16 protein-coding genes are annotated in these 20,238 nt (G+C 69.7%); 13 read left to right on the top strand and 3 right to left on the bottom strand.

Annotation, left to right across the window (positions count from 1 at the left end):
• Position 1 precedes the first annotated feature (1 nt).
• From KRR26_RS34580 to KRR26_RS34540, 10 genes are all read left to right on the top strand, one after another.
• Positions 2-1,819, top strand: coding sequence for a methyl-accepting chemotaxis protein (locus KRR26_RS34580; protein WP_120208258.1), 1,818 nt, complete (start codon positions 2-4; stop codon positions 1,817-1,819).
• On the top strand, positions 1,816-4,365 hold the full coding sequence (locus KRR26_RS34575; protein ID WP_217081934.1) for a hybrid sensor histidine kinase/response regulator: 2,550 nt from the start codon (positions 1,816-1,818) through the stop codon (positions 4,363-4,365). Before KRR26_RS34580 ends, KRR26_RS34575 begins: the two co-directional genes overlap by 4 nt.
• Before the next feature lie 82 nt (positions 4,366-4,447).
• Positions 4,448-5,500: a chemotaxis-specific protein-glutamate methyltransferase CheB gene (cheB, locus tag KRR26_RS34570; protein ID WP_217081933.1), complete on the top strand. Its 1,053-nt coding sequence runs from the start codon at positions 4,448-4,450 to the stop codon at positions 5,498-5,500.
• A gap of 36 nt (positions 5,501-5,536) precedes the next feature.
• On the top strand, positions 5,537-6,889 hold the full coding sequence (locus tag KRR26_RS34565; RefSeq protein ID WP_328707269.1) for a CheR family methyltransferase: 1,353 nt from the start codon (positions 5,537-5,539) through the stop codon (positions 6,887-6,889).
• 70 nt (positions 6,890-6,959) lie between these two features.
• Complete coding sequence (locus tag KRR26_RS34560) at positions 6,960-7,829, top strand: tetratricopeptide repeat protein (protein WP_120208266.1); 870 nt, start codon at positions 6,960-6,962, stop codon at positions 7,827-7,829.
• Entirely contained in the window at positions 7,826-7,957 is a 132-nt protein-coding gene (locus KRR26_RS37520; protein WP_268905924.1) for a hypothetical protein, read from the top strand. Before KRR26_RS34560 ends, KRR26_RS37520 begins: the two co-directional genes overlap by 4 nt.
• 72 nt (positions 7,958-8,029) lie before the next feature.
• Positions 8,030-8,944 carry a metallophosphoesterase family protein gene (locus KRR26_RS34555; RefSeq protein ID WP_217081932.1) on the top strand — a complete coding sequence of 305 codons (915 nt, stop codon included), beginning with the start codon at positions 8,030-8,032 and terminating at the stop codon, positions 8,942-8,944.
• 203 nt (positions 8,945-9,147) lie between these two features.
• Positions 9,148-9,612 (top strand): hypothetical protein, encoded by a 465-nt coding sequence (locus tag KRR26_RS34550; RefSeq protein ID WP_217081931.1) that lies wholly within the window; start codon positions 9,148-9,150, stop codon positions 9,610-9,612.
• Positions 9,613-9,756: 144 nt separating this feature from the next.
• A complete protein-coding gene (gene rpmE, locus KRR26_RS34545) occupies positions 9,757-10,011 on the top strand; it encodes a 50S ribosomal protein L31 (protein ID WP_120208272.1) in 255 nt (84 codons plus the stop codon).
• 210 nt (positions 10,012-10,221) lie between these two features.
• Positions 10,222-11,100 carry a DNA-methyltransferase gene (locus KRR26_RS34540; protein WP_120208274.1) on the top strand — a complete coding sequence of 293 codons (879 nt, stop codon included), beginning with the start codon at positions 10,222-10,224 and terminating at the stop codon, positions 11,098-11,100.
• 24 nt (positions 11,101-11,124) lie between these two features.
• On the opposite strand, the gene KRR26_RS34535 is transcribed toward KRR26_RS34540, so the two are convergent.
• Entirely contained in the window at positions 11,125-12,879 is a 1,755-nt protein-coding gene (locus tag KRR26_RS34535) for a M1 family metallopeptidase (protein ID WP_217081930.1), read from the bottom strand.
• Between the two features lie 126 nt (positions 12,880-13,005).
• On the opposite strand from KRR26_RS34535, the gene KRR26_RS34530 reads away from it, so the two are divergent.
• Together KRR26_RS34530 and KRR26_RS34525 are read left to right on the top strand one after the other, a co-directional pair.
• On the top strand, positions 13,006-15,399 hold the full coding sequence (locus KRR26_RS34530) for a 3-hydroxyacyl-CoA dehydrogenase/enoyl-CoA hydratase family protein (protein WP_217081929.1): 2,394 nt from the start codon (positions 13,006-13,008) through the stop codon (positions 15,397-15,399).
• 81 nt (positions 15,400-15,480) lie between these two features.
• Entirely contained in the window at positions 15,481-16,653 is a 1,173-nt protein-coding gene (locus KRR26_RS34525; protein WP_120208280.1) for a thiolase family protein, read from the top strand.
• Between the two features lie 78 nt (positions 16,654-16,731).
• Here KRR26_RS34525 and KRR26_RS34520 read toward each other — a convergent pair whose 3' ends face one another.
• Both KRR26_RS34520 and KRR26_RS34515 read right to left on the bottom strand, forming a co-directional pair.
• Positions 16,732-17,655: a TolB family protein gene (locus KRR26_RS34520; RefSeq protein WP_217081928.1), complete on the bottom strand. Its 924-nt coding sequence runs from the start codon at positions 17,653-17,655 to the stop codon at positions 16,732-16,734.
• A gap of 133 nt (positions 17,656-17,788) precedes the next feature.
• Positions 17,789-19,624, bottom strand: a complete 1,836-nt coding sequence (locus KRR26_RS34515) for a MutS family DNA mismatch repair protein (protein ID WP_217081927.1) — start codon at positions 19,622-19,624, stop codon at positions 17,789-17,791.
• Positions 19,625-19,788: 164 nt separating this feature from the next.
• On the opposite strand from KRR26_RS34515, the gene KRR26_RS34510 reads away from it, so the two are divergent.
• Entirely contained in the window at positions 19,789-20,202 is a 414-nt protein-coding gene (locus KRR26_RS34510) for a vWA domain-containing protein (protein WP_236069492.1), read from the top strand.
• Positions 20,203-20,238: the final 36 nt, after the last annotated feature.

The following is a 20,238-nucleotide window of genomic DNA, read 5'->3' as shown; positions in this document are numbered from 1 at the left end:
CATGGCGACGCGTGCGGGTGTCCGCCGGGCTTCCTTCAGCCGGCACCTGATGCTCCCTGTCGCGATGGCCAACCTGGTGGGCGCGGCGCTCAGTGCGCACTACGCCACGCTCGTGTTGGGGGACGCGCTGGGGCCGCATCTCACCGGGCTCCTGGTGACGGGCGGCGTGCTGAGCATGCTGCTCATGGTGCTGGGCGGCGGCACGTCGCTGCGTCGGATGGGCACCCTGCGGGGAATCGAGCGCGGGGATGTGGCCGCCACCGCGCCTCGGCTGGCGGATGCGGTGCGAGAGGTGACTCGCGCTCCGGACGAGGCCTTCATCCTGTCGCTGGGGTTGTGGGGGCTCACCGCCACCGTGCTCGGCGGGCTCATGTGGGCCCTGGATGGCATGCCGCTCGACGTGGCGTTGCGGGTCGCGGGCTTGGGGTTGCTGTTCGGTCCGCTGTCGGCGCTGCTCGTGCACTGCATGGTGATGTTGCGCGCGCGGCAGGTGGTGCTCTGGCTCGCGGCGCTGGGGCTCACGCAGGCGCAGGTCATCGAGGCCATGCCTCGGCGGGCGTGGATCCGTGCGCGGCTGGTGGCGTTCACCGCCATCTCCGTGGTGACGCCCGCGGTGTTGTCCGCGAACCTCGCGGGCGCGCTGTCCGAGCGCGTGCTCGCGCGGCTGGCGGCGGTGGGAGACTCGGATGTGGAGGGCATGCTCGCCGGGGCGCTTCGCGCCGAGGCGCTCACCTCGGGGGGCTTCTTGTGCCTCCTGGTGTTCGGGCTCGCGCTGACCACCGCGTACCTGGGGGGCACGTTGCTGGGGCGGCCCATGCGGGCGCTGTCCAGCGAGGCTCGGAGAATCGCGGAGGGGGACCTCGCCAGCCCTCGGCTCGTGCCCGCGGAGGACGAGGTGTGGGACGTGTCCGCGGCCTTCACCACCATGCGCGCGCACCTGGCGGACGTCCTGGCGCAGCTCCAGCGCGCGGGCGCGCAGATCTCCGCCACCACCGAGGAGATTCTCGCCACCTCCAACCGCCATGAGCTGGGCGCGACCGAACAGGCCAGCAGCCTGGATCAGACGAGCGCCACCACGGAGGAGCTGGCCCGTTCGGCGCGGCAGATCGCCGAGAACGCGAGCTCGGTGGCGGAGATCGCCCAGCGGACGCTGACGGCCGCGGAGGCGGGGCATGGCGGCGCGGCCTCGTTCCTTGGCTCCATGGACCGCATGCGCCAGGACAACCAGGCCATCGCGCTGGCGGTGGTGCGGCTCAACAAGCGCGTGCAGCAGATTGGAAAGATCGTCGAGTTCATCAACGGCGTGGCGGACAAGTCGGACCTGCTGGCGCTGAACGCGGAGCTGGAGGGGACGAAGGCGGGTGAGGTGGGGCGTGGCTTCTCGCTGGTGGCGGCCGAGATGCGCCGACTGGCCGAGAACGTCCTCGAGTCCACGAAGGAGATTGAAGGACTCATCGAGGAAGTGCGCGAGGCGAGCGCGGCGGCCGTCTCCGCGACGGAGGGCGGAGTGCGCGCGGTGGAGACGGGCACGTCGCTGGCGCGACAGGTGTCGGAGTCGCTGCTTCAGATTGTCGACCTCGCGGGGCGCACCTCGGACGCCGTGCGCAGCATCTCGCTGGCGACCCAGCAGCAGCAGACGGGGACGGATCAGCTCGCCGACTCGATGGCGGACATCCTTCGCATCACCCAGCAGAGCCTCAATGCCTCGCGACAGGTGGGCAACGCGAACGGGGACCTGCTGGTGCTCGCGCGCGATCTGCGCGAGGTCGTCGAGCGCTTCCAGATTGCGCGGCCTCCGATTCGGGAGGAGGGCGGGTGAATCCCAGCGAGCGCCTGCTCAAGCAGTTCCGCGAGTTGGTGACGGTGCGCTTGGAGCGCATCAATCGGTCGCTCGTGGAGTTGGAAGGTGGGGCGAACCTCGACGCGGGTCGCCGGGTGCTGCGCGAGCTGCACGGGCTCAAGGGCGAGGCTCGGATGATGGGCTTCGACGACATCAACGCGCTCGTCCACCAGATGGAGGAGTTGGTCCGCCGCACCGAGCCCAGTCGTTACCTGCTGACCGCGGACTCCACGGACGCGCTGCTCACCGCCGCGGACGCGGTGCTCGCGCTATCCGCCGCGGCGCCCGCGTCCGCTCCCTCCACGGAGACGTCCGCGCTCATCCAGGCGCTGGAGACGCGCCTGCGCGAAGAGGCGGAGCGATTGCCTCCACCCGGAGACGCGCGCGTCGGTGCTCCCGCGCTCGAGTCGTCGAGGCCGCTGCCCGCGCGGGCTGACGCATCACTGACGTCGGGAGGTCGTCCAGCCCCCAGTCCACCCTCGGGTCCCGCGCATCTGCTCACGACCGCCGCGGCGCCGGGCGCTGGGCGGACAGGGGAGTCGCCCCACGCCTCGGGCGGGAGCCTCATGGGGGGCTTCGCGGCGCCGGGCGCTGGGCGGACGGGGGAGTCGCCCCACGCCTCGGGCGGGAGCCTCATGGGGGGCTTCGGGCCGCGGGGCGCAGAGCCGGCGCGGGCGCCTCATTCTGGGGCCGCGGATGTCTCCGGTTCCCCGAGCGCCACGCGTTCCGCTGACCCGCCCCGCGGCGTGAGTGGCGTCGTGCCCGCCGCTGCCGCCGCGCTGACCCGCTTGCCCGCGGCACCTGGCACGGGGGCGACTCGGACTCCCGAGCCTCGGGTGGACCCCACGTCGGTGCGCATCGACGTGGCCAGCCTGGACCTGCTCACGAACTCGGTGACGAACCTGACGCAGGTGGCTCGCCGGCGCGACCTCGCCAACGCGCGGCGGTTGGAGCTGGCGCAAGAGTTGGGGCAGCTCGCGCGCGAAGCCGAGGACCTGGGACCCGCCGCGGCGGCCCTGGTGGCGCGCTTGGGCAAGGCGAAGGCGCTGGCGGCCACGCTTCATCGCGAGGCCAAGCTGCTCTCCAACGCGGAGCTGCGCGACCTGGGGCAGGTGGCCGAGGAGGTGCAGACGCTGCGGATGCTCCCGCTCTCGGTCCTCTTCGAGCCGTATCCGCGCAGGGTCCGCGACCTCGCGCGCGAGCTGGGCAAGGAGGTGGAGCTCGTCGTCGACGGCGAGGACACGCGCGCGGACCGAGCGGTGGTGGAGGCGCTGAGAGACCCGCTGATGCACCTGGTGCGCAACGCGCTCGACCACGGCCTGGAGACGCGGGTGGACCGGGTGACGGGCGGCAAGAAGCCGCGGGGCTGCCTCACCCTGCGCGCGGCCCGCGAGGGCAATCGCATCGTGCTTCGCGTGGAGGATGACGGCGTGGGGCTGGAGCCCGCCGAGCTGCGCCGCGTGGCGGTGCGCAAGGGCTTCCTCGACGAGGCCGCGGCCCATGCCCTGTCCGATGCCGCCGCGCGCGACCTCATCTTCCTGGCCGGCTTCACCTCGCGAGACGTGGTGACCGACCTGTCGGGCCGGGGCGTGGGCCTGGACGCGGTGCGCACCGCCATCCAGGGGCTGGGCGGCGATGCCGGCGTCGAGTCCGCGCCCGGCTGGGGCACCATCTTCACGTTGCGGGTGCCCGTGTCCCTCACCGTGGCCCCGCTCCTGTTCATCCAGGTGGCGGACGAGGTGCTGGCCTTGAGCGCCACGCACGTCTCCCGCGCGCTGCGCGTGGAGGCGGACGACGTGGGAGAGCTGGCGGGCCGGCCTACCCTCAAGGTCGCCGGCGGGGTGCTCCCCTTCGCGCCCATCTCCGCGCTGCTCGGCCTGGCGCCGGAGCGCCCCGCGCGCGAGGGCGAGCGAGTGCTCGTGGTGCGGAGCCAGGGCGTCCAGGCCGCACTCGGAGTGGACAAGGTCCTGGAGGAACGGGTCCAGGCCATCCTCCCCTTGAAGGGGCTGCTGGCGCGCTTTGCCCACCTGAGCGGCGCGACGACGCTCGCGGACGGGCGGCTCTCCATGGTGCTGTCGGCCGCGTTCCTCACCGCCGTCGCGCACGGCACCTCGCCGCACCGGGTGGCCCGCGCGGCGCCTCGGGCCCCCTCGCCCCGCAGGCGCCGCATCCTCGTGGTGGACGACTCCCCCCTGACGCGGGAGCTGCTGTCCAACCTCCTGGAGGCGGTGGGGTATGACACCCGCGTGGCCGCCGACGGCGCCGAGGCGCTCGCCCTGCTGGGCCAGGAGTCCGTGGACCTGGTCCTCACCGACCTGGAGATGCCGGGCGTGGACGGGCTGGAGCTCACGCGGCAGCTCAAGGGGCACTTCCTCCATGCCCGACTGCCTGTCGTGATTCTCACCACCCGAGGAGGCGAGGAAGACCGGATGCGCGGGCTTGCCGCCGGAGCGGACGGCTACATTACCAAGGGAGACCTCGTCCGGCAGGACCTGGTGGACGTGGTGGGGCGGTTGTTGAGCTGACGGGCCCGGGTGACGAAGCCCTCTGAGTTGGCACCGCGCATTGGCTATACTCCCGGCGGCACGCACGGGGTATGCACGAGACATGGGGAAGAAAGTGTCGGTGCTGGTGGTGGATGACTCGCTCATCTGCCGGCAGCTCATCAGCCAAGCGTTGAGCCAGGACCCTGACATCGAGGTGGTTGGGAGCTGCGCCGACGGCAAGCAGGCCATCGCCCTCACGAAGGAGTTGCGCCCCCACGTCGTGACCATGGATGTGGACATGCCCGTCATGGACGGGCTCACGGCCGTGGAGCACATCATGGCCGAGTGCCCCACGCCCATCCTGGTGCTGACGGCTGATCCGCGCTCGCAGGCGCCGGAGCTGACGTGCCGCGCGCTGGAGCTGGGCGCGCTGGCGCTGCAAATCAAGCCCGCCATCGACGCGGGGCCGGACGCGTGGAACCTCGTGCGCGAGGTGAAGCTCCTGTCGTCCGTTCGGGTCATCCGTCACCTGCGCGGCCCCAAGCGGGCGCAGCTGATGCCTCGGCCCGTCACCGCCATGCCGCCGGTGTCCATGGGCATCGTGGCGGTGGCCGCGAGCACGGGGGGGCCCCAGGTGCTCTACCGGATGTTGTCGGAGCTGCCGGCGGACTTCCCGGCGCCCATCGTCATCGTCCAGCACATCAACGCGGCCTTCTCCGAGTCGCTGGCGGGCTGGCTCGCCAACGCGAGCAAGCTGAAGGTCCGACTCGCGCAGGACGGCGAGCCGCTCATGCCGGGCCACGTGCTCATCGCGCCGCCGGGGCTGCACACCATCACGCCGTTCCGCGGGCGCGTGGCGCTCAAGCCGGGCACGGAGCGGGATGGCCACATGCCCAGCGGCACGGTGCTGCTGGAGAGCGCGGCCAAGGCGTACGGCCGGCGCGCGGTGGGGCTCGTGCTGACGGGAATGGGGGCGGACGGCGCGGAGGGGCTCCTGGCCATCAAGCAGGGCGGTGGCCTGACGCTGGCGCAGAACGAGGAGTCCTGCGTGGTGTTCGGCATGCCCGGCGAGGCCGTGGAGCGCAAGGCGGTGGACCACCTCATCCACGGGGACGACGTGGCCGCCACGCTCGTGAGGCTGGCGCGCGGCGAGTCCCTGGCCGCGGGGCGCTGAGCGCCGGTGGGGGCTTTGGCTCCGCACCGCGGGCCCGTGCACGCGTTCATCGCGGAGCGCACGGGCATGGCCCTCTCGCCCGCGCAGGCGAGGCGGCTGGACGAGCGGCTCGCGGTGCTCCAGGGCCACGCCTTGGCGCCGCAGTACGTGCTGCACCTCAATTCCGCGGCGGGCGCGGCGGACCTGGAGCAGTTGGTGCGCGCCGTCGTCGTGCACAAGACAGACCTGTTCCGTGACGAGGTGCAGCTCGCGGCGTTCCGTTCGCGGGTGCTGGCGCCTCGGGTGGCGAGCGCCCGAGGGCCGCTGCGCGTGTGGAGCGCGGGCTGTGCCACGGGCGAGGAGGTGGCGACGCTGCTGGCCTTGCTGGAAGAGGCCGGCGCGGACCCCGCCAGCACCGTGCTGGGGACGGACATCAGCGAGTCGGTGTTGGCGCAGGCGCGCACGCTGAGCTTCCCCGCGGAGGCGCTGCGGCGAGTCCCCCCCGGCCTGCGTGAGCGCTGCTTCGTCTGGGACGGCCGCCGCGTGGCGCTGGCCCCTGCCTTGCGGGCCCGCGCGAGCTTCCGGCTCCACAACCTGATGGACACGCCGTACCCTCGGCCCGAGGGCGGCGGCTTCGACGTCATCTTCTGCCGCAACGTCCTCATCTACTTCACGGCGGAGGCCTTTCAACGCACCGTCGTCGAGCTGGCCGGGCGGCTCGCGCCGGGTGGAACCCTGGTGCTGTCTTCCGCGGAGCCGCTGCTTCAGGTCCCTCCTCCCCTGAAGCTGCTCCGGGCGGAGCAGGCCTTCTTCTACGTTCGAGCCGACGCGTCCGGAGCGGCGCTGCCCATCGCCGCGCCGCGGATGGAGACGCTGCGGACGCCCGTGCCGCAGGTTCGCAGGGACACGGAGCCCGTGGGCGGCCAGGGTGCCCGACGCGAGTCGGGGAAGTTCGCGACCGTGCCCTCAACCCCAGCGCCGCCCGGAGGCGTTCACCCCGAGGCCGCGCGCCTCTTCGCGCGAGTGCTGGAGGGCTCCACCTCTGATGCGGCGCCGCTCTCCAGCGACGAGGAGGCGAGGCGCGCCGTCGAGTCGAATGGGGCGCGCGAGGCCGCGCGGTTCGTGGCCGATTCGGACGTGGGCCCTCGGGCAACACCGCCCTCCGCCGAAGTGGCTCTGCGGCGCTGCCTGGAGCTGGCGCCGGACCTCGCCGCGGCTCGGTATCTGCTCGGCCTGTTGTTGGAGCAGGGGGGGCGCCCCGACGAAGCCGTGGGAGAGTACAGGCGGGCGCTCGGCGCGGTGGACACCGGCCGGGCAGTCTCGGTTCCCTTCCTCCTCAACCCGGCACGGCTGCGCGTCGCCTGCGCACACGCCATCGAGCGGCTGGAGTCCGCCTCCGCGCGCCGTTGATTCCAGGGCGTCTCGGCCTCAAGAAATCGAGGCCGACGCGCGAGTCATTTGGCCGTAGGATGCCGACCCCATGCGAAGGCTCGTGTTGGTCGCCCTGTTGGCTTCCCTGCCCGGATGTTTCTACCCCGCGGATCGAGGCCGTGCGCTCGAAGCGAAGGTGGACAAGCTGAGCGCTGACAACGTTCGGATGGAGGCGGAGCTGAAGGAGGCGCGCGACCAGCTCGCCGCCACGCTCCCCAAGATCGACGAGAAGGTCACCGAGGTGACCCAAGCGCTCCAGAGCCTGGACACCGCCGCGCGGCGCAAGGACGCGGACATCGGCATCCAGCTCCAGAAGACGATGGAGGACCTGGCGCAGCTGCGCGGCATGGTGGAGACGTACCTCTACAAGATTGGCGAGCTGGAGACGGCGCTCAACAAGTCCTCGGAGGACACCAATCAGAAGCTGCTCGCGCTCCAGGGCACGGACGCGGTGAAGGAAGCCGAGGCCAAGAAGAAGGCCGAGGAGCTCAAGCGCCCCGCCGACAAGAAGGAGTTCCTCGCGCTCGCCCAGGAGAAGGCGAAGGCCGGCGAGGGGCTGGTGGCGCGGCAGCTCTACAGCGAGTTCATCAAGAAGTGGCCGAATGATCCGCTCGCCGGCGAGGCGCACTTCGGCCTGGGCGAGACGTACTTCGCCGAGTCCAAGTGCCGCGAGGCCCTCTTCGAGTACGGCAAGGTGGTGCAGGACCACGCCAAGACGGCCTCCGCGCCCGAGGCGTACCTGCGCTCATCCGACTGCTTCCAGAAGCTGAAGATGAAGGAAGAGTCCCGGCTCGCGCTGGAGGAGCTGGTGAAGAGCTATCCGAAGTCCGAGGCGGCCAAGACGGCGCGCACGCGCCTGACGGAGCTGGACAAGAAGCCGGCGCCGCCGCCTCCGCCCGCGAAGAAGGGGAAGAAGTGAGCCCTCGCCTCAGGGGATTCGTCGCGCTCGCGCTGCTGCTCGTGCCCGTGTGGGCGAGCGCCGCGCCCAAGAAGCTCGTGCTCGTCTTCACGGGAGACAACGGGGGCGAAATCGCCCCCTGTGGTTGACGCCACAACCCGTCTGGCGGTCTGGCCAGACGCGCGACGGTCCTCGAGCAGGAGCGCGCGAAGGGCGCGCCGGTGCTCGTGTTGGATGCAGGCAACGCCCTCTTCAAGAGCACGGATATCCGGGAGGAGCCCACCGCGCGAGCGCGCGCGGAGCTGCTGCTCCAGCAGATGGAGGCGCAGGGCTACGCGGCCATGGCCGTGGGCGCGCGCGACCTCATGCTGGGCGTGGACTTCCTCAAGGCGCGGACGAAGGGGACGAAGTTCAAGCTGCTCTCGGCAAACCTCACGGATGCGAAGGGCCAGCTCCTCTTCCCCGCCTCCCAGGTGGTGACCGCCGGGGGACTGAAAGTGGGCGTGGTGGGCGTGTCTCCGCCCACGGGCCCCGCCTTGCCCCAGGCGCCGCCCGTGCGCGGCCTGCCCGTGCTGCCAGCCGTGTCCGCCGAGGCCAGGCGGCTGCGCAAGGAGGAGCACGTGGACCTGGTGGTCGTCCTGGCCGCGGTGCCCTACGACGCGACCGTGCGGCTGGCCCAGGACGTCGAGGGCGTGGACTTCGTCGTGCAGTCTCACGAAGGGCGCGGCGAAGGCATGGCCCAGCGCCAGGGGCTCGCGACGCTGATTCCCCCGGGTGAGCGAGGCCGGCAGGTCGCGAAGCTGGATCTGTCCATCGACGGCCCAGGGCCCTTCGTGGACCTCTCCGAGTCCACCCGCGCGCGGGAGAGCCAGCGGATGGTGGAGAACAACATCGCCCGCGTGAAGGAGCGGCTCGGCACGGAGAAGGATGCCGCGCAGCGGGAGATGCTCACGCAGACGCTCACGTCCTTCGAGGAGCGCCGCGAGTCGCTGCGCAAGCTCGCCGACGCGGCCTCCGCGGGCAAGAGCCGCACGCACCTGCTCTCCTACGTTCAGCTCACCGAGTCGGTGGCGGCGGACCCCGCCGTGCAGCAACGGGTGGATCGCATCGAGCCCCCGGGCTCCGCGGCCCACTGAGGCGCGGCCCGCGTCCCAACTCCGGACACGTCCCCCAGCCCTGAAACACAGGCAGGGCGGGGGACACGTGTTCCGGAGCCGCTGTTTCGTCTACGCTCCACGGGAAATCCGGGCCCACCGATGTTTCATCGACCCACACCCTGGGCTCGGAGTGCTTCCTGGGAGAAGGCGGCCGTGCCCTCCCGGGCCGGAAAGATACGAATATGAGCACCCAGACGAGCAGTGCCCCGGTTCAGGGCTCCCCGTGGCCCAACCGCATCATCCTGGCGATTTACTTCGTGTGCTTCTCCGTCGGGACGTACGCCCATCTCAGTGGCGTCATCGCTCACGGCTTCCTGTACCAAGACCCGTCGGACCCGCACATCCCAGTGGTCATTCTGGCGATGATCGATGCTCTCACGTTCCTCAACCCGCTGACGCTTCTGCTGCTCATCGTCAATCGGCGAGCGGGCATCATCTCGGCGGTGGCCGTCGTGGCTCTCGTTTTCGCTAGGTGCCTCTTCCTGATGCCGTACCTCTGGTTCACGGCTCATTTCCTCTACATCTCGTGGCTACTGGCGAACGGCACCATGGGCCTGTTCATGTTGGCCACCGCGCGTCGGCTGTGGCGCGCCGCGGGCCCCGCCGCTCCTGCCTTGCAGGCGACCGCCGCGCCCAGCGTGGGGTGAGCAACCCCTCGGCCCCCCGCCCGTTGGCTGTCCCACACGCGGCCTTGAGAAAGGGCGGGCCGGCCGTTATAAGCCCTGACCCACCTCAATCGCCGGACCTCCCACCCAATGGCGGGTGGGGGCAAGGCGCACTGGAGCGTTGCCATGAAGCCCGACCTGCATCCGGTCTATCCGCCGTCCCGCGTCACCTGTGCGTGCGGCAACATCATCGAGACCCGGTCCACGCGCGGCTCGTTCGGCGTGGAAGTCTGCTCGAACTGCCACCCCTTCTTCACCGGTAAGTACAAGCTGCTCGACACGGCTGGCCGTATCGACCGCTTCAAGAAGAAGTACGCCGCCACGGACGCCGCGAAGAAGCAGGCCGCCGAGGCCGCCGACGCGAAGGCCAAGAAGGCCTAGTCGTCAGCCGGCCCCCAGGGCCTCAGCAGTCCCCACGAGCAGGGCAGTGGAGGGCCTCTTCCAGAGGTGCTCCCGCCCTGCTCGCGGCATTTCTGGCCTCCGCTCTCCGTCAAGTTTTCGAGTGCTACAGGCCAGAAATTCGACGTAGCACTCAGGTGACTGCACAGTCCGCCGCGTCCCACCCACGACGACGAGTCCGACGGAGGCGAGATGTTCGCGGAAGCTGCTGCCCCTGCCCTGAAGATTGTCCGGCGCACCCTCAATGACAGCGTGTACGCCAAGCGGGGCGAGGCCTATACCCTGCTCCAGGGCGACAGCCTGGAGATGATGGCCCAGTTGCCCGAGCAGTCCTTCGACCTCATCTTCGCGGACCCCCCGTACTTCCTCTCCAACGGCGGCACCACCTGCAAGGGTGGCAAGCGCGTGTCGGTGGCCAAGGGCCAGTGGGACGTGTCGCGCGGCGTGGAGGAGGACCACCGCTTCACCACCGAGTGGCTGGCGGCCTGCCAGCGCCTCTTGCGCCCCTCGGGCACGCTGTGGGTGAGCGGCACCCAGCACGTCATCTTCAACGTCGGCTTCGCCATGCAGAAGCTCGGCTACAAGCTGCTCAACACCGTCACCTGGTACAAGCCCAACGCCAGCCCGAACCTGGCGTGCCGCTACTTCACGCACTCCACCGAGCTGCTCATCTGGGCCTCGCCCAAGTCCGGCGGCAAGCTCCAGCACACGTTCAACTACGCGCGCATGAAGGCGGAGAACGGCGGCAAGCAGATGCGCGACGTCTGGGCCCTGCCGCGCAACGGGGACGAGGAGTTGACCGCGGACGGCGCCGGCCGGATGTGGACGCAGACCGCGCCCCGCGGCGAGGAGAAGGCCTTCGGCAGCCACCCCACCCAGAAGCCGGTGGCCTTGCTGGAGCGGATCATCGAGGCGAGCTGCCCCGAGAACTCCCTCATCCTGGACCCGTTCAACGGCAGCGGCACCACGGGCGTGGCCGCGCTGAAGGCCGGCCACCGCTACATCGGCATGGACATGAACCCGGAGTACCTGGCGCTGTCCAAGAAGCGCCTGGACGCGGTGGCGAAGTAGCCACCGCGCCCGCGCGGGCGTTGCTCAGCTCCTCGAGAGGATGAGCTCCACGCCCTGCCGCGCGATGGGGTGATAGCGCTCCGAATACTGCTGGAACAGCGAGCGCGCCCGTGCCCGGTGCTCGCGCGACGCGCCCAGCACGCCGTACAGGGGCTTGAGGTACTTCATCCGGCCCACCTCGCCCAGGAACGCCTCGGCCCGCGCCAGCGCCGGCTCCCAGCCCGCGCGCACCGCCGCCACCAGCCACGTCACCAGCACTTCCGAGTTGCGGCTGTCCGTCAGGTGGAAGCGCTCGTCGAGCTGCCGGAACACGTCGCGCGACGTGCCCTGAGGCATCCCTTCCAGGAAGAGCTGCCACTCGGTGGGGGTCCAGTCCTTCACGACCTCGGCCGTGGGCACCTTGCCCTTCAGGGCCTCCAGCGCCTCCAGCCGCTTCGAGCGCGGGCTCGGCGCGTGCGCGGGCACTCCCGGTTGGTCCAGGTATGCCTCCGCGTTCACCTTGGCCAGGACGCCGGGCAGCTCCTTCTCCGTGAAGGTGATGAACTCCTCGGTGGTGAGCGCCCGGAAGCGGTAGGTGTCCAGGTAGCGCCGCAGGAAGCCGTCGAACGCCTCGCGCCCGGCCGCGTCCTCCATGGCCCGGAGCAAGAGGTAGCCCTTCTCGTAGGGGACCTGGGAGAACGCCTCGTCGGGGTCCACGCCGTCCAGGTGCGTGCGCAGCGCGGTGAGCTGCGGGTGCGCGCGGAAGTGGTTCATCGCCTCGTCCAGCGAGCGCCGGCCCAGGGCCGCGTGCAGCGCGGCGACCTCGGGGCCCGCCAGCGCCTCCAGGATGCGGCGCTCGGCGAACACGGTGAAGCCCTCGTTGAGCCAGAAGTGCTCCGCCGACGCGTTCGTCACCAGATTGCCCGTCCATGAGTGCGCCAGCTCATGGGCCACCACGTTCACCAGGCTCTTGTCCCCCGCGATGAGCGTGGGCGTGAGGAAGGTGAGGCGCGGGTTCTCCATTCCGCCATATGGGAACGACGGCGGCATGGTGAGCAGGTCGAACCGCTCCCAGTCGTACGGCCCGAAGAGCGACTCCGCCGCCCGCAGCATCTCGTCCACGCCCGAGAACTCCTCCGTGGCGTCCTCCAAGAGCTCCGGCTCCGCCCATACCCGCGAGCGGGGCCCCAGCGTCCGCATGGCCAGACTGCCCACCGCGAACGCCAGGAGGTACGGAGGCACCGGCTGCGGCATCTCGTAGTGCTCCTCGGCCTCCACCCCGTGCTCCTCCCGCCGCACGAAGCTGGCCGCCATCACCGCCTTGAGCGCCTTGGGCACCTGGAGCGTCGCCCGGTACCGGATGCGCAGGCGCGGGGTGTCCTGGAGCGGCACCACACTGCGCGCGTGGATGGCCTGGCACTGGCTGTAGAGGAACGGGTGCTGGCCCCCGGCCGTCTGGGAGGGCGTCAGCCACTGGAGCGCGCTCGCCTCGGGCGAGGTGCGGTAGCGCACCGTGAGCTGCTTCACCCCAGAGGGAAGCTGGATGCGCAGCCGGCTGCCCAGGATGGGCTCGGGAGGCGACACCTGGAAGGGTAGGGGATGACCCTGGCCATCCACCACGGAGCGGATGTCGAGGTCTCTCGTGTCCAGGTCCAGAGGTCCCGCGGACGCTTCCTTCAGCGTCAGGGTGGCCTCCGCGTGCAGGCGGCGCGTCCGGAAATCGACGCGGGCCTTCCAGTCCAGCGTTTCCGTCTCCGGCTGCGTGTCGTCGTTGTACGAGTGCGGGTCGAGGCGAGCCATGGAAGGCCCGCTTGTAGTCGGTGTGACGACCTCCTGGCGAGCACCCGCGACATGGATGCCGGTTGACTTCCGGGTCAATCGCCTACATTTGTGCAATCCCCTCTTCCATTTAGGGAGCCATTTCCGATGACGACGCGGATCCGAAAAGTGGCGGTGCTGGGCGCTGGCGTGATGGGCAGCGGCATTGCCGCCCACCTGGCCAACTCCGGCGTGCGCGCGCTGCTGCTGGACATCGTCCCCCCGAAGGCCGCACCGGGTGAGGACACTTCGTCCAAGGCGTTTCGCAACAAGTTCGCGCAGGGCGCGCTGGCGAACATGCGCAAGCAGAAGCCCAGCCCCATCGTGTCCGAGCAGGTCTTCACGGCCATCGAGGTGGGCAACTTCGACGACGACATGCACCGGCTGGCCGAGTGCGATTGGGTCATCGAGGTGGTGAAGGAGGACCTCACCGTCAAGCAGGCCCTGTTCGCGAAGGTCGAGCAGCACGCCCGCAAGGACGCCATCGTCAGCAGCAACACCTCGGGCCTCTCCATCGTCGGGATGACCCAGGGCCGCGGCGCCGAGTTCAAGAAGCGCTTCCTGGTGACGCACTTCTTCAACCCCGTGCGCTACATGAAGCTCCTGGAGCTGGTGTCCGGCCCGGAGACCGACCCCGCCGTGGTGAACCTCGTTCACCGCTTTGGCGAAGAGGTGCTCGGCAAGGGCATCGTCTACGGCAAGGACACCACGAACTTCATCGCCAACCGCATTGGCGTGTACGGGATGATGCGGACCATCGCCGACATGGCGAAGGCGGAGATGTCCATCGAGGAGGTGGACAAGATTTTCGGACCGGCCATGGGCCGTCCCAAGTCCGCCGTCTTCCGCACCGCGGACATCGTCGGTCTGGACACGTTCATCCACGTGGCCAAGAACTGTTACGACACGCTCACCCAGGATGAGGAGCGCAACGTCTTCGCCATCCCCGAGTTCCTCCAGAAGATGGTGGAGAAGGGGATGCTGGGCGACAAGAGCGGCGGCGGCTTCTACAAGAAGAACAAGGGCGGCGAAGGCGAGAAGGAGATCCTCGCGCTCGACCTGAAGACGCTCGAGTACAAGCCGCAGCAGAAGGTGCGCTACCCGTCGCTGGGCGCCGCCAAGGACATCGAGGACGTGCGCGAGCGCGTGGCCTCGGTGCTCAACGGCGATGACAAGGCCGCCAAGTTCGCCGAGCACGTCACCCTGGACGTGCTGGCCTACACGAGCCGCCGCATCCCGGAGATCGCCGACGACGTCGTCAACGTGGACCGCGGCGTGCGCTGGGGCTTCGGCTGGGACCTGGGGCCCTTCGAGGTCTGGGACGCCTACGGTGTGAAGAAGGGCGTGGAGCGCATGAAGGCGCTCGGCCTGCAGCCCGCCAAGTGGGTGGAGGAGATGCTGGCCAAGGGCCGCACGTCCTTCTACGGCGTGGAGAACGGCCGCGACACGTACTGGGACATCCCCACCCAGTCCGTGAAGGTGGTGCCGGAGAACGCGCGCACGCTGCGCGTGGAGTACCTCAAGCGCGGCAACAAGAAGATCTCCGGCAACGACAGCGCCACGCTCTGGGACATGGGCGACGGCGCCACGCTCTTGGAGTTCCACTCCAAGATGAACTCCATCGACGATGACATCATCGCGATGATGAACACCGCGCTGGACGAGACGGAGAAGAACTTCCGCGGTCTCGTCATCGGCAACGACGGCTCCAACTTCTCCGCCGGCGCCAACATCATGGCGATGCTGATGGCGGCCAAGAGCGAGGAGTTCGACGCCATCCGCAAGATGGCGGCGGCGTTCCAGGCGGCCAACCAGCGCATGCGCTACAGCCCGGTGCCGGTGGTGACGGCGCCCTTCAACCTGACCCTGGGCGGCGGCGCCGAGGCGGCCATGGGCGGCAACGCCATCCAGGCCAGCGCCGAGACGTACATGGGCCTGGTGGAAGTGGGCGTGGGCCTGATTCCGGGCGGCGGCGGCACCATGATGCTGCTGCGCAACGTGTTCGGCGCCTACGCGGCGGACAAGGACTTCGACGCGCTGCCCTTCCTCAAGAAGGTCTTTCTGGCCATCGGCATGGCCAAGGTCGCCACCAGCGCCGAGGAGGCCCGCGAGATTGGCTTCCTGTCCGCGCAGGACGGCATCACGGCCAACCGCGACTTCCTCCTGTCGGACGCGAAGGCCCGGGTGCTCGGCATGGCGGACGCGGGCTTCCGTCCGCCGCGTCCCACCCGGTTCCGGCTGCCGGGGCCCAGCGGCGCGGCCACCATCGACATGATGCTGTACGACATGCAGCTCAATAATCAGATCAGCGCCCACGACCGGAAGATCGCCCAGAAGCTGGCGCGCGTGCTGTCCGGTGGTGACACCAGCCCGCAGGCGCTCGTCACCGAGGAGCGGCTGCTGGAGCTGGAGCTGGAGGCCTTCTTGAGCCTCATCGCCGAGCCGAAGACGCAGGACCGCCTGATGTTCATGCTGGAGAAGGGCAAGCCGCTGCGGAACTAGCGCGCGGCCTGTACTCATTGGTTTCCATGAAACGCCATCTGAAATCAGCCCGGTGGCTCACCGGGCAAGGAGACACCTGAGATGCCCGGTCGAGTCGTGATTGCCAGCGCGGTCCGCACGCCGTTCACCCGCGCGCACAAGGGAGAGTTCAAGGATACGCGGCCGGATACGCTCGCCGCGCTCGCCATCAAGGAGGCGGTCGCTCGCGTCCCTGGCCTCAAGCCGGCGGAAGTCGAGGACGTCATCCTCGGCTGTGCCATGCCGGAAGCCGAGCAGGGCATGAACGTGGCGCGCAACGCCAGCCTGCTGGCCGGTCTGCCGGACACCGTTCCGGGCATGACCATCAACCGCTTCTGTTCCTCCGGAACGCAGGCGATTGCCCAGGCGGCCCAGGCCATCCAGGCCGGGATGATCCAGGTGGCCATCGCCGGTGGCACCGAGTCCATGACCATGGTGCCCATGGGCGGCAACAAGGTCAGCGCCAACCCTGAAATCATGCAGCAGCACCCGGAGGTCTACACCTCCATGGGCGTGACGGCGGAGAACATCGCGGCGCGCTTCGGTGTCTCGCGCGTGGACGCGGACGCGTTCGCCGCGGAGAGCCAGCGCCGCGCCGCCACCGCGCGCGAGCAGGGCAAGTTCAACGAGGAGATCTTCCCCGTCACCACGACGATGTACGACGAGGACGGCGCCCCCAAGCAGGTGACTGTCTCCGTGGACACCATCCTCCGTCCCGAGACGACGGCGGACGGTCTGGCGAAGCTCCGCCCCGCGTTCAACCCCAAGGGCATCGTGACGGCCGGTAACGCGTCCCCGCTGACCGACGGGGCCGCCGCCGCGGTGGTGATGAGCGAGGAGAAGGCGAAGGAGCTGGGCGTCAAGGCGCTGGGCTACTTCCTCGACTACACCGTGGCCGGCGTGCCGCCGGAGATCATGGGCATTGGCCCGGTCCCCGCGATCCGCAAGCTGCTGGAGCGCAACAAGCTGAAGGTCGAGGACATCGACGTCTTCGAGCTGAACGAGGCCTTCGCGGCGCAGGCGCTCTACTGCATCCGTGAGCTGGGCATCCCCCAGGACAAGGTGAACCCGAACGGCGGCGCCATCGCCCTGGGCCACCCGCTGGGCGTGTCCGGTGCGCGCATGGTGGCCACCATCCTGCGCGAGCTGAAGCGCCGCAACGGCCGCTACGGCGTCGTCAGCATGTGCATCGGCGGTGGCATGGGCGCCGCCGCGCTCGTCGAGCTGGCGAAGTAATCCAGCCGCTCGCGCATTGAAACTTCGGGCGGACGGGGCTTCAGGCTCCGTCCGCCCGTTTCATTTCGTCGCCACGAATCAGGGCGACTCGGGCAGGAAGAAGTGGGGCTGCGCGCCGCTCGCGAGCTTCCCCACGCGGCCGGTGGCCACCTGCACCACCCAGGTGGTGCCCGAGAAGCCGAACAGCACGTGGTCGCAGCTCGGGGTGAACAGGCGCACGGACACGGAGGGTTCGTAGTCGTGGAACCCGCGCTTGCGCCCCTCGATGGTGACGAGTGTCTTTCGCTCGCCGCTGGCGGAGACGAGGGTGATGCCCTGGTCATCCGACTCCAGGGTCTGTGAGCGCGCGGGACACGAGTCCAGGTGGCCCGCTTGAGGCGGCAGTCGCGAAGGCGGCACCTCCTCTCCCACGGCGCGGCGCGAGCCATCCGAGACGCGAACCCACTGCGCGCCGCCGCTCTCGTGCGCCAGGTAGACCTCGGTGCCCTCCGCGTTCCAGTTGGGATTCAGCGCCCAGGAGTCGTTCTGGGCCGGCAGGCGCGTGACCTCCAGCGTGGTGGTGTCCACCAGATAGACCGCGTCATCGTCCTTCCAATCCCGCTGAGGAAGGCTGAAGTCGGCGTGCCGCACGGCCGCCACGCGGGTGCCATCCGGAGACAGCCGCGCCTGGCTGACGCGTCGCGCGAGCGAGGGCACCGAGCGCTCCCGCGTGCCGCCCTGATCCGCCACGTAGAGGTTCGTGTCGGGGTCCGAGAGGATCCACAGCTGGCCATCCGCCGTGTAGTCCAACACCGAGCGATTCGTCGGGAACACCCGCGCGCGCTCCGAGCCATCCAGGCGCACGCGCACGAGCCCTTCCTTCGCGCCCAGGTGAATCATGGGGCGCTCGGTGACGAAGGCCGTGTTCGCCTCCGCGCCGACAATCCGCCCCTCCGAGCCACCGCACCCGCTGACGAACGGAGCGAGCCCCAGGAGCATCGACAGCCAGACCCGTTGCTTCATGTGCCGAATCCCCCTGCCATGAGAAGCCGTCATAGCCTCGCATGAATGGGAGTAGCTTTGGGGCTCAGGCGGGCCGGCGCCGCATGCGTGGACCCATCGTGCCCGCTCGCGAGAATCGGAGCGGGCAGGGAACTCAGGCTGGGGGCTCGGTGTCGTCGACGGGGATTCCCGCCGAGCGCAGCACGCGCAAGGCATTGGTGGTGTCCACCACGCCCTGGCGGAGCTGATAGTCGAACACCATCTTCCCGTCCTCGAGGTGGTCGCGGAAGTGGACGTTGCGCACGTGCGAGCCGGGCAGGTCCGCCAGCGTGGCCAGGGACAGGTCATGCGTCGTCACCGCGCCGCACGCGCCCGTGGCGAGCAGCAGCCGGAGCACCTCGCGCGAGGCAATCTGTCGCTCGCGCGTGTTGGTGCCCAGGAGGATTTCATCGAGCAGGAACAGGGCCTGGCCGCGCGCGGCCTCCGCGGCATCCAACACGGCCTTGATCCGCTGCACCTCGGCGTAGAAATACGAGACGCCGCGCTCCAGCGAGTCCTTGACCCGCATGCTCGTGAGCACCTGCATGGGGGACAGCGCGAGCGACCGCGCGCAGACGGGCGCACCGGCCAGCGCGAGGACCACGTTGGCGCCCACCGCGCGCATCAGCGTCGTCTTGCCGCTCATGTTGGAGCCGGTGATGAGCAGCGCATGGCTCGGGCCGGGCAGGGACACGTCATTGGGGACGGGCGCGTCGAGCAGGGGATGGCCCAGCGCCGTGGCGACCACGCGCGGGCCATCCGACTCCAACTGGGGCCATGCGAAGCCGGGACGGTCGAACGCGAGCCCGGCCACGCACGAGAGCGCCTCCAGCTCCGCGAGCGCCGAGAACCACTGGCGGATGTGCTTGCCGTGGGCCGCGCGCCAACGCTCCAGCGCGAACAGCGCGTGGATGTCCCAGAGCGTGAGCCAGTGCACCAGGGGATGGAACTGGTGCCGCTTGAACTCGATGAGCGAGTAGAGCCGGCTGAAGCGTCGGAAGTGCGCGGACACGGGCTGCTCGCCCGGGGGCTGGAGTCCGGACTGGAGCTGGCGCAGCAGCGGGTGCTCGAAGGTCTGCTGTTCGACGCGCTCGAAGAGGGGGGCGTACTTCGCGAAGCCGCGCTCTCCGGCCTCCACGCCCTCGTCCATGTGGCGCAGCGTGCGCCGCGTGAGCACCGCTACCCCGAGCTGGGCCATGAGGCCCACCCAGACCGTCCACCCGGGAATCACGCCGAACTCACCGAGCAGATAGAGCGCCAGCGTGATGGGCGGCAGCGCCACCGCGAGAGGGCGGGCCCAACGAATGGCGTTCAGGGACGGGCCTGCTTCGGCCCATTGGATGAAGAGGCCGGGGTCCGCCTTGTCCTTGGCCACCACGCGCGCGTCCACGCACAGGTCCTGGCGGAAGCCCACGCGAGGCGCCAGCTCCTGTGCCGCGCCTTGCCGCGCGAGGATGACGTCCGCGGTGACGGGGGCGGAGAGCCACGCGGCCAATCGCTCCTCGCCCGCGCGGGTTGCGGTCTCGTTGAGGAGTTGGAAGAGGCTGCCCTGGCCAAAGACATCCAGGTCGGGCGTGTACAGGTGGGCAGGTGAGAGGAATCGCTCGCCGCGCTCGATGAACTCCCGCCAGCCTCCGCTCAGGCGGGCGAGTCCGCGCTCATTGAGGAGCACGTACAGCCGGGCGCGCGCCTCGCGCAGGAACACCTGGTGGTGCACTACGGCGAGCACGCCGTAGCCGACGACCGCGAGGGCCACGACCCACCAGGCGGGACGTGGCAGCCGACCCATGAGGATGAGCACGGCGACGATGGCGGCGACGAGGAAGGCCACCGTGCGCAGGTTGGCGTAGCGCGCGCTGACGGTATCCAGGGCGGCGAGGTCCGCCTGCGCGGAGGCTCGGCGGGCGGTGTAGGTGGGGTGCGGATTCGACGGTTCGGCGGTGGGGGACACGATGGCCGGGCATGCTGTGCGTGCGCCCCGCCAAGAGCAAGGACGGAGGCGGTTTCCTGGGGCCAAAGGATTCGAAGCCGGACGGGAAACCCCCAGATTCCGTGTCAGACCCTCCAGGTACTGTTCTTCCCATCGCAGCCAACAGCAGCGACGGGGGAGCAATCATGAGCACGTCTGTGATTGATAATCGGGTCGAGGTCGTCTTCAGCTTTGACACCACGGGCAGCATGTATCCGTGCCTCGCGCAGGTGCGCAAGAAGCTGGGGAGTGCGGTGGCCCGCCTGACGAAGGAGATTCCGGGCATCCGCATCGGCATCATCGCCCACGGCGACTACTGTGACGAGCGCTCCACGTACGTGACGAAGGCGCTGGACCTCACGGACGACGCGAAGGCCATCGCTCGCTTCGTGGAGAAGGTGGAGCAGACGGGGGGCGGAGACGCGCCGGAGTGCTACGAATTGGTGCTGCACCAGGCGCAGTCCTTGTCGGTCAAGTCCCGAATCGTGTGTAGTCGGTTCGGAGGGGGTACGGGGGAGGAAAGCTCCTTGGCGGCATCATTCAGCGGTGCCTGGGTTTGAAGTCAGCAAGGCCATGTCGAGGTAGCGACGGTCATC

This window comes from Citreicoccus inhibens (genome assembly GCF_019039035.1).
Classification (GTDB): Bacteria; Myxococcota; Myxococcia; order Myxococcales; family Myxococcaceae; genus Citreicoccus; species Citreicoccus inhibens.
Note: the sequence above shows the minus strand (reverse complement) of the source record. Positions and strands in the feature narration are given on the sequence as shown.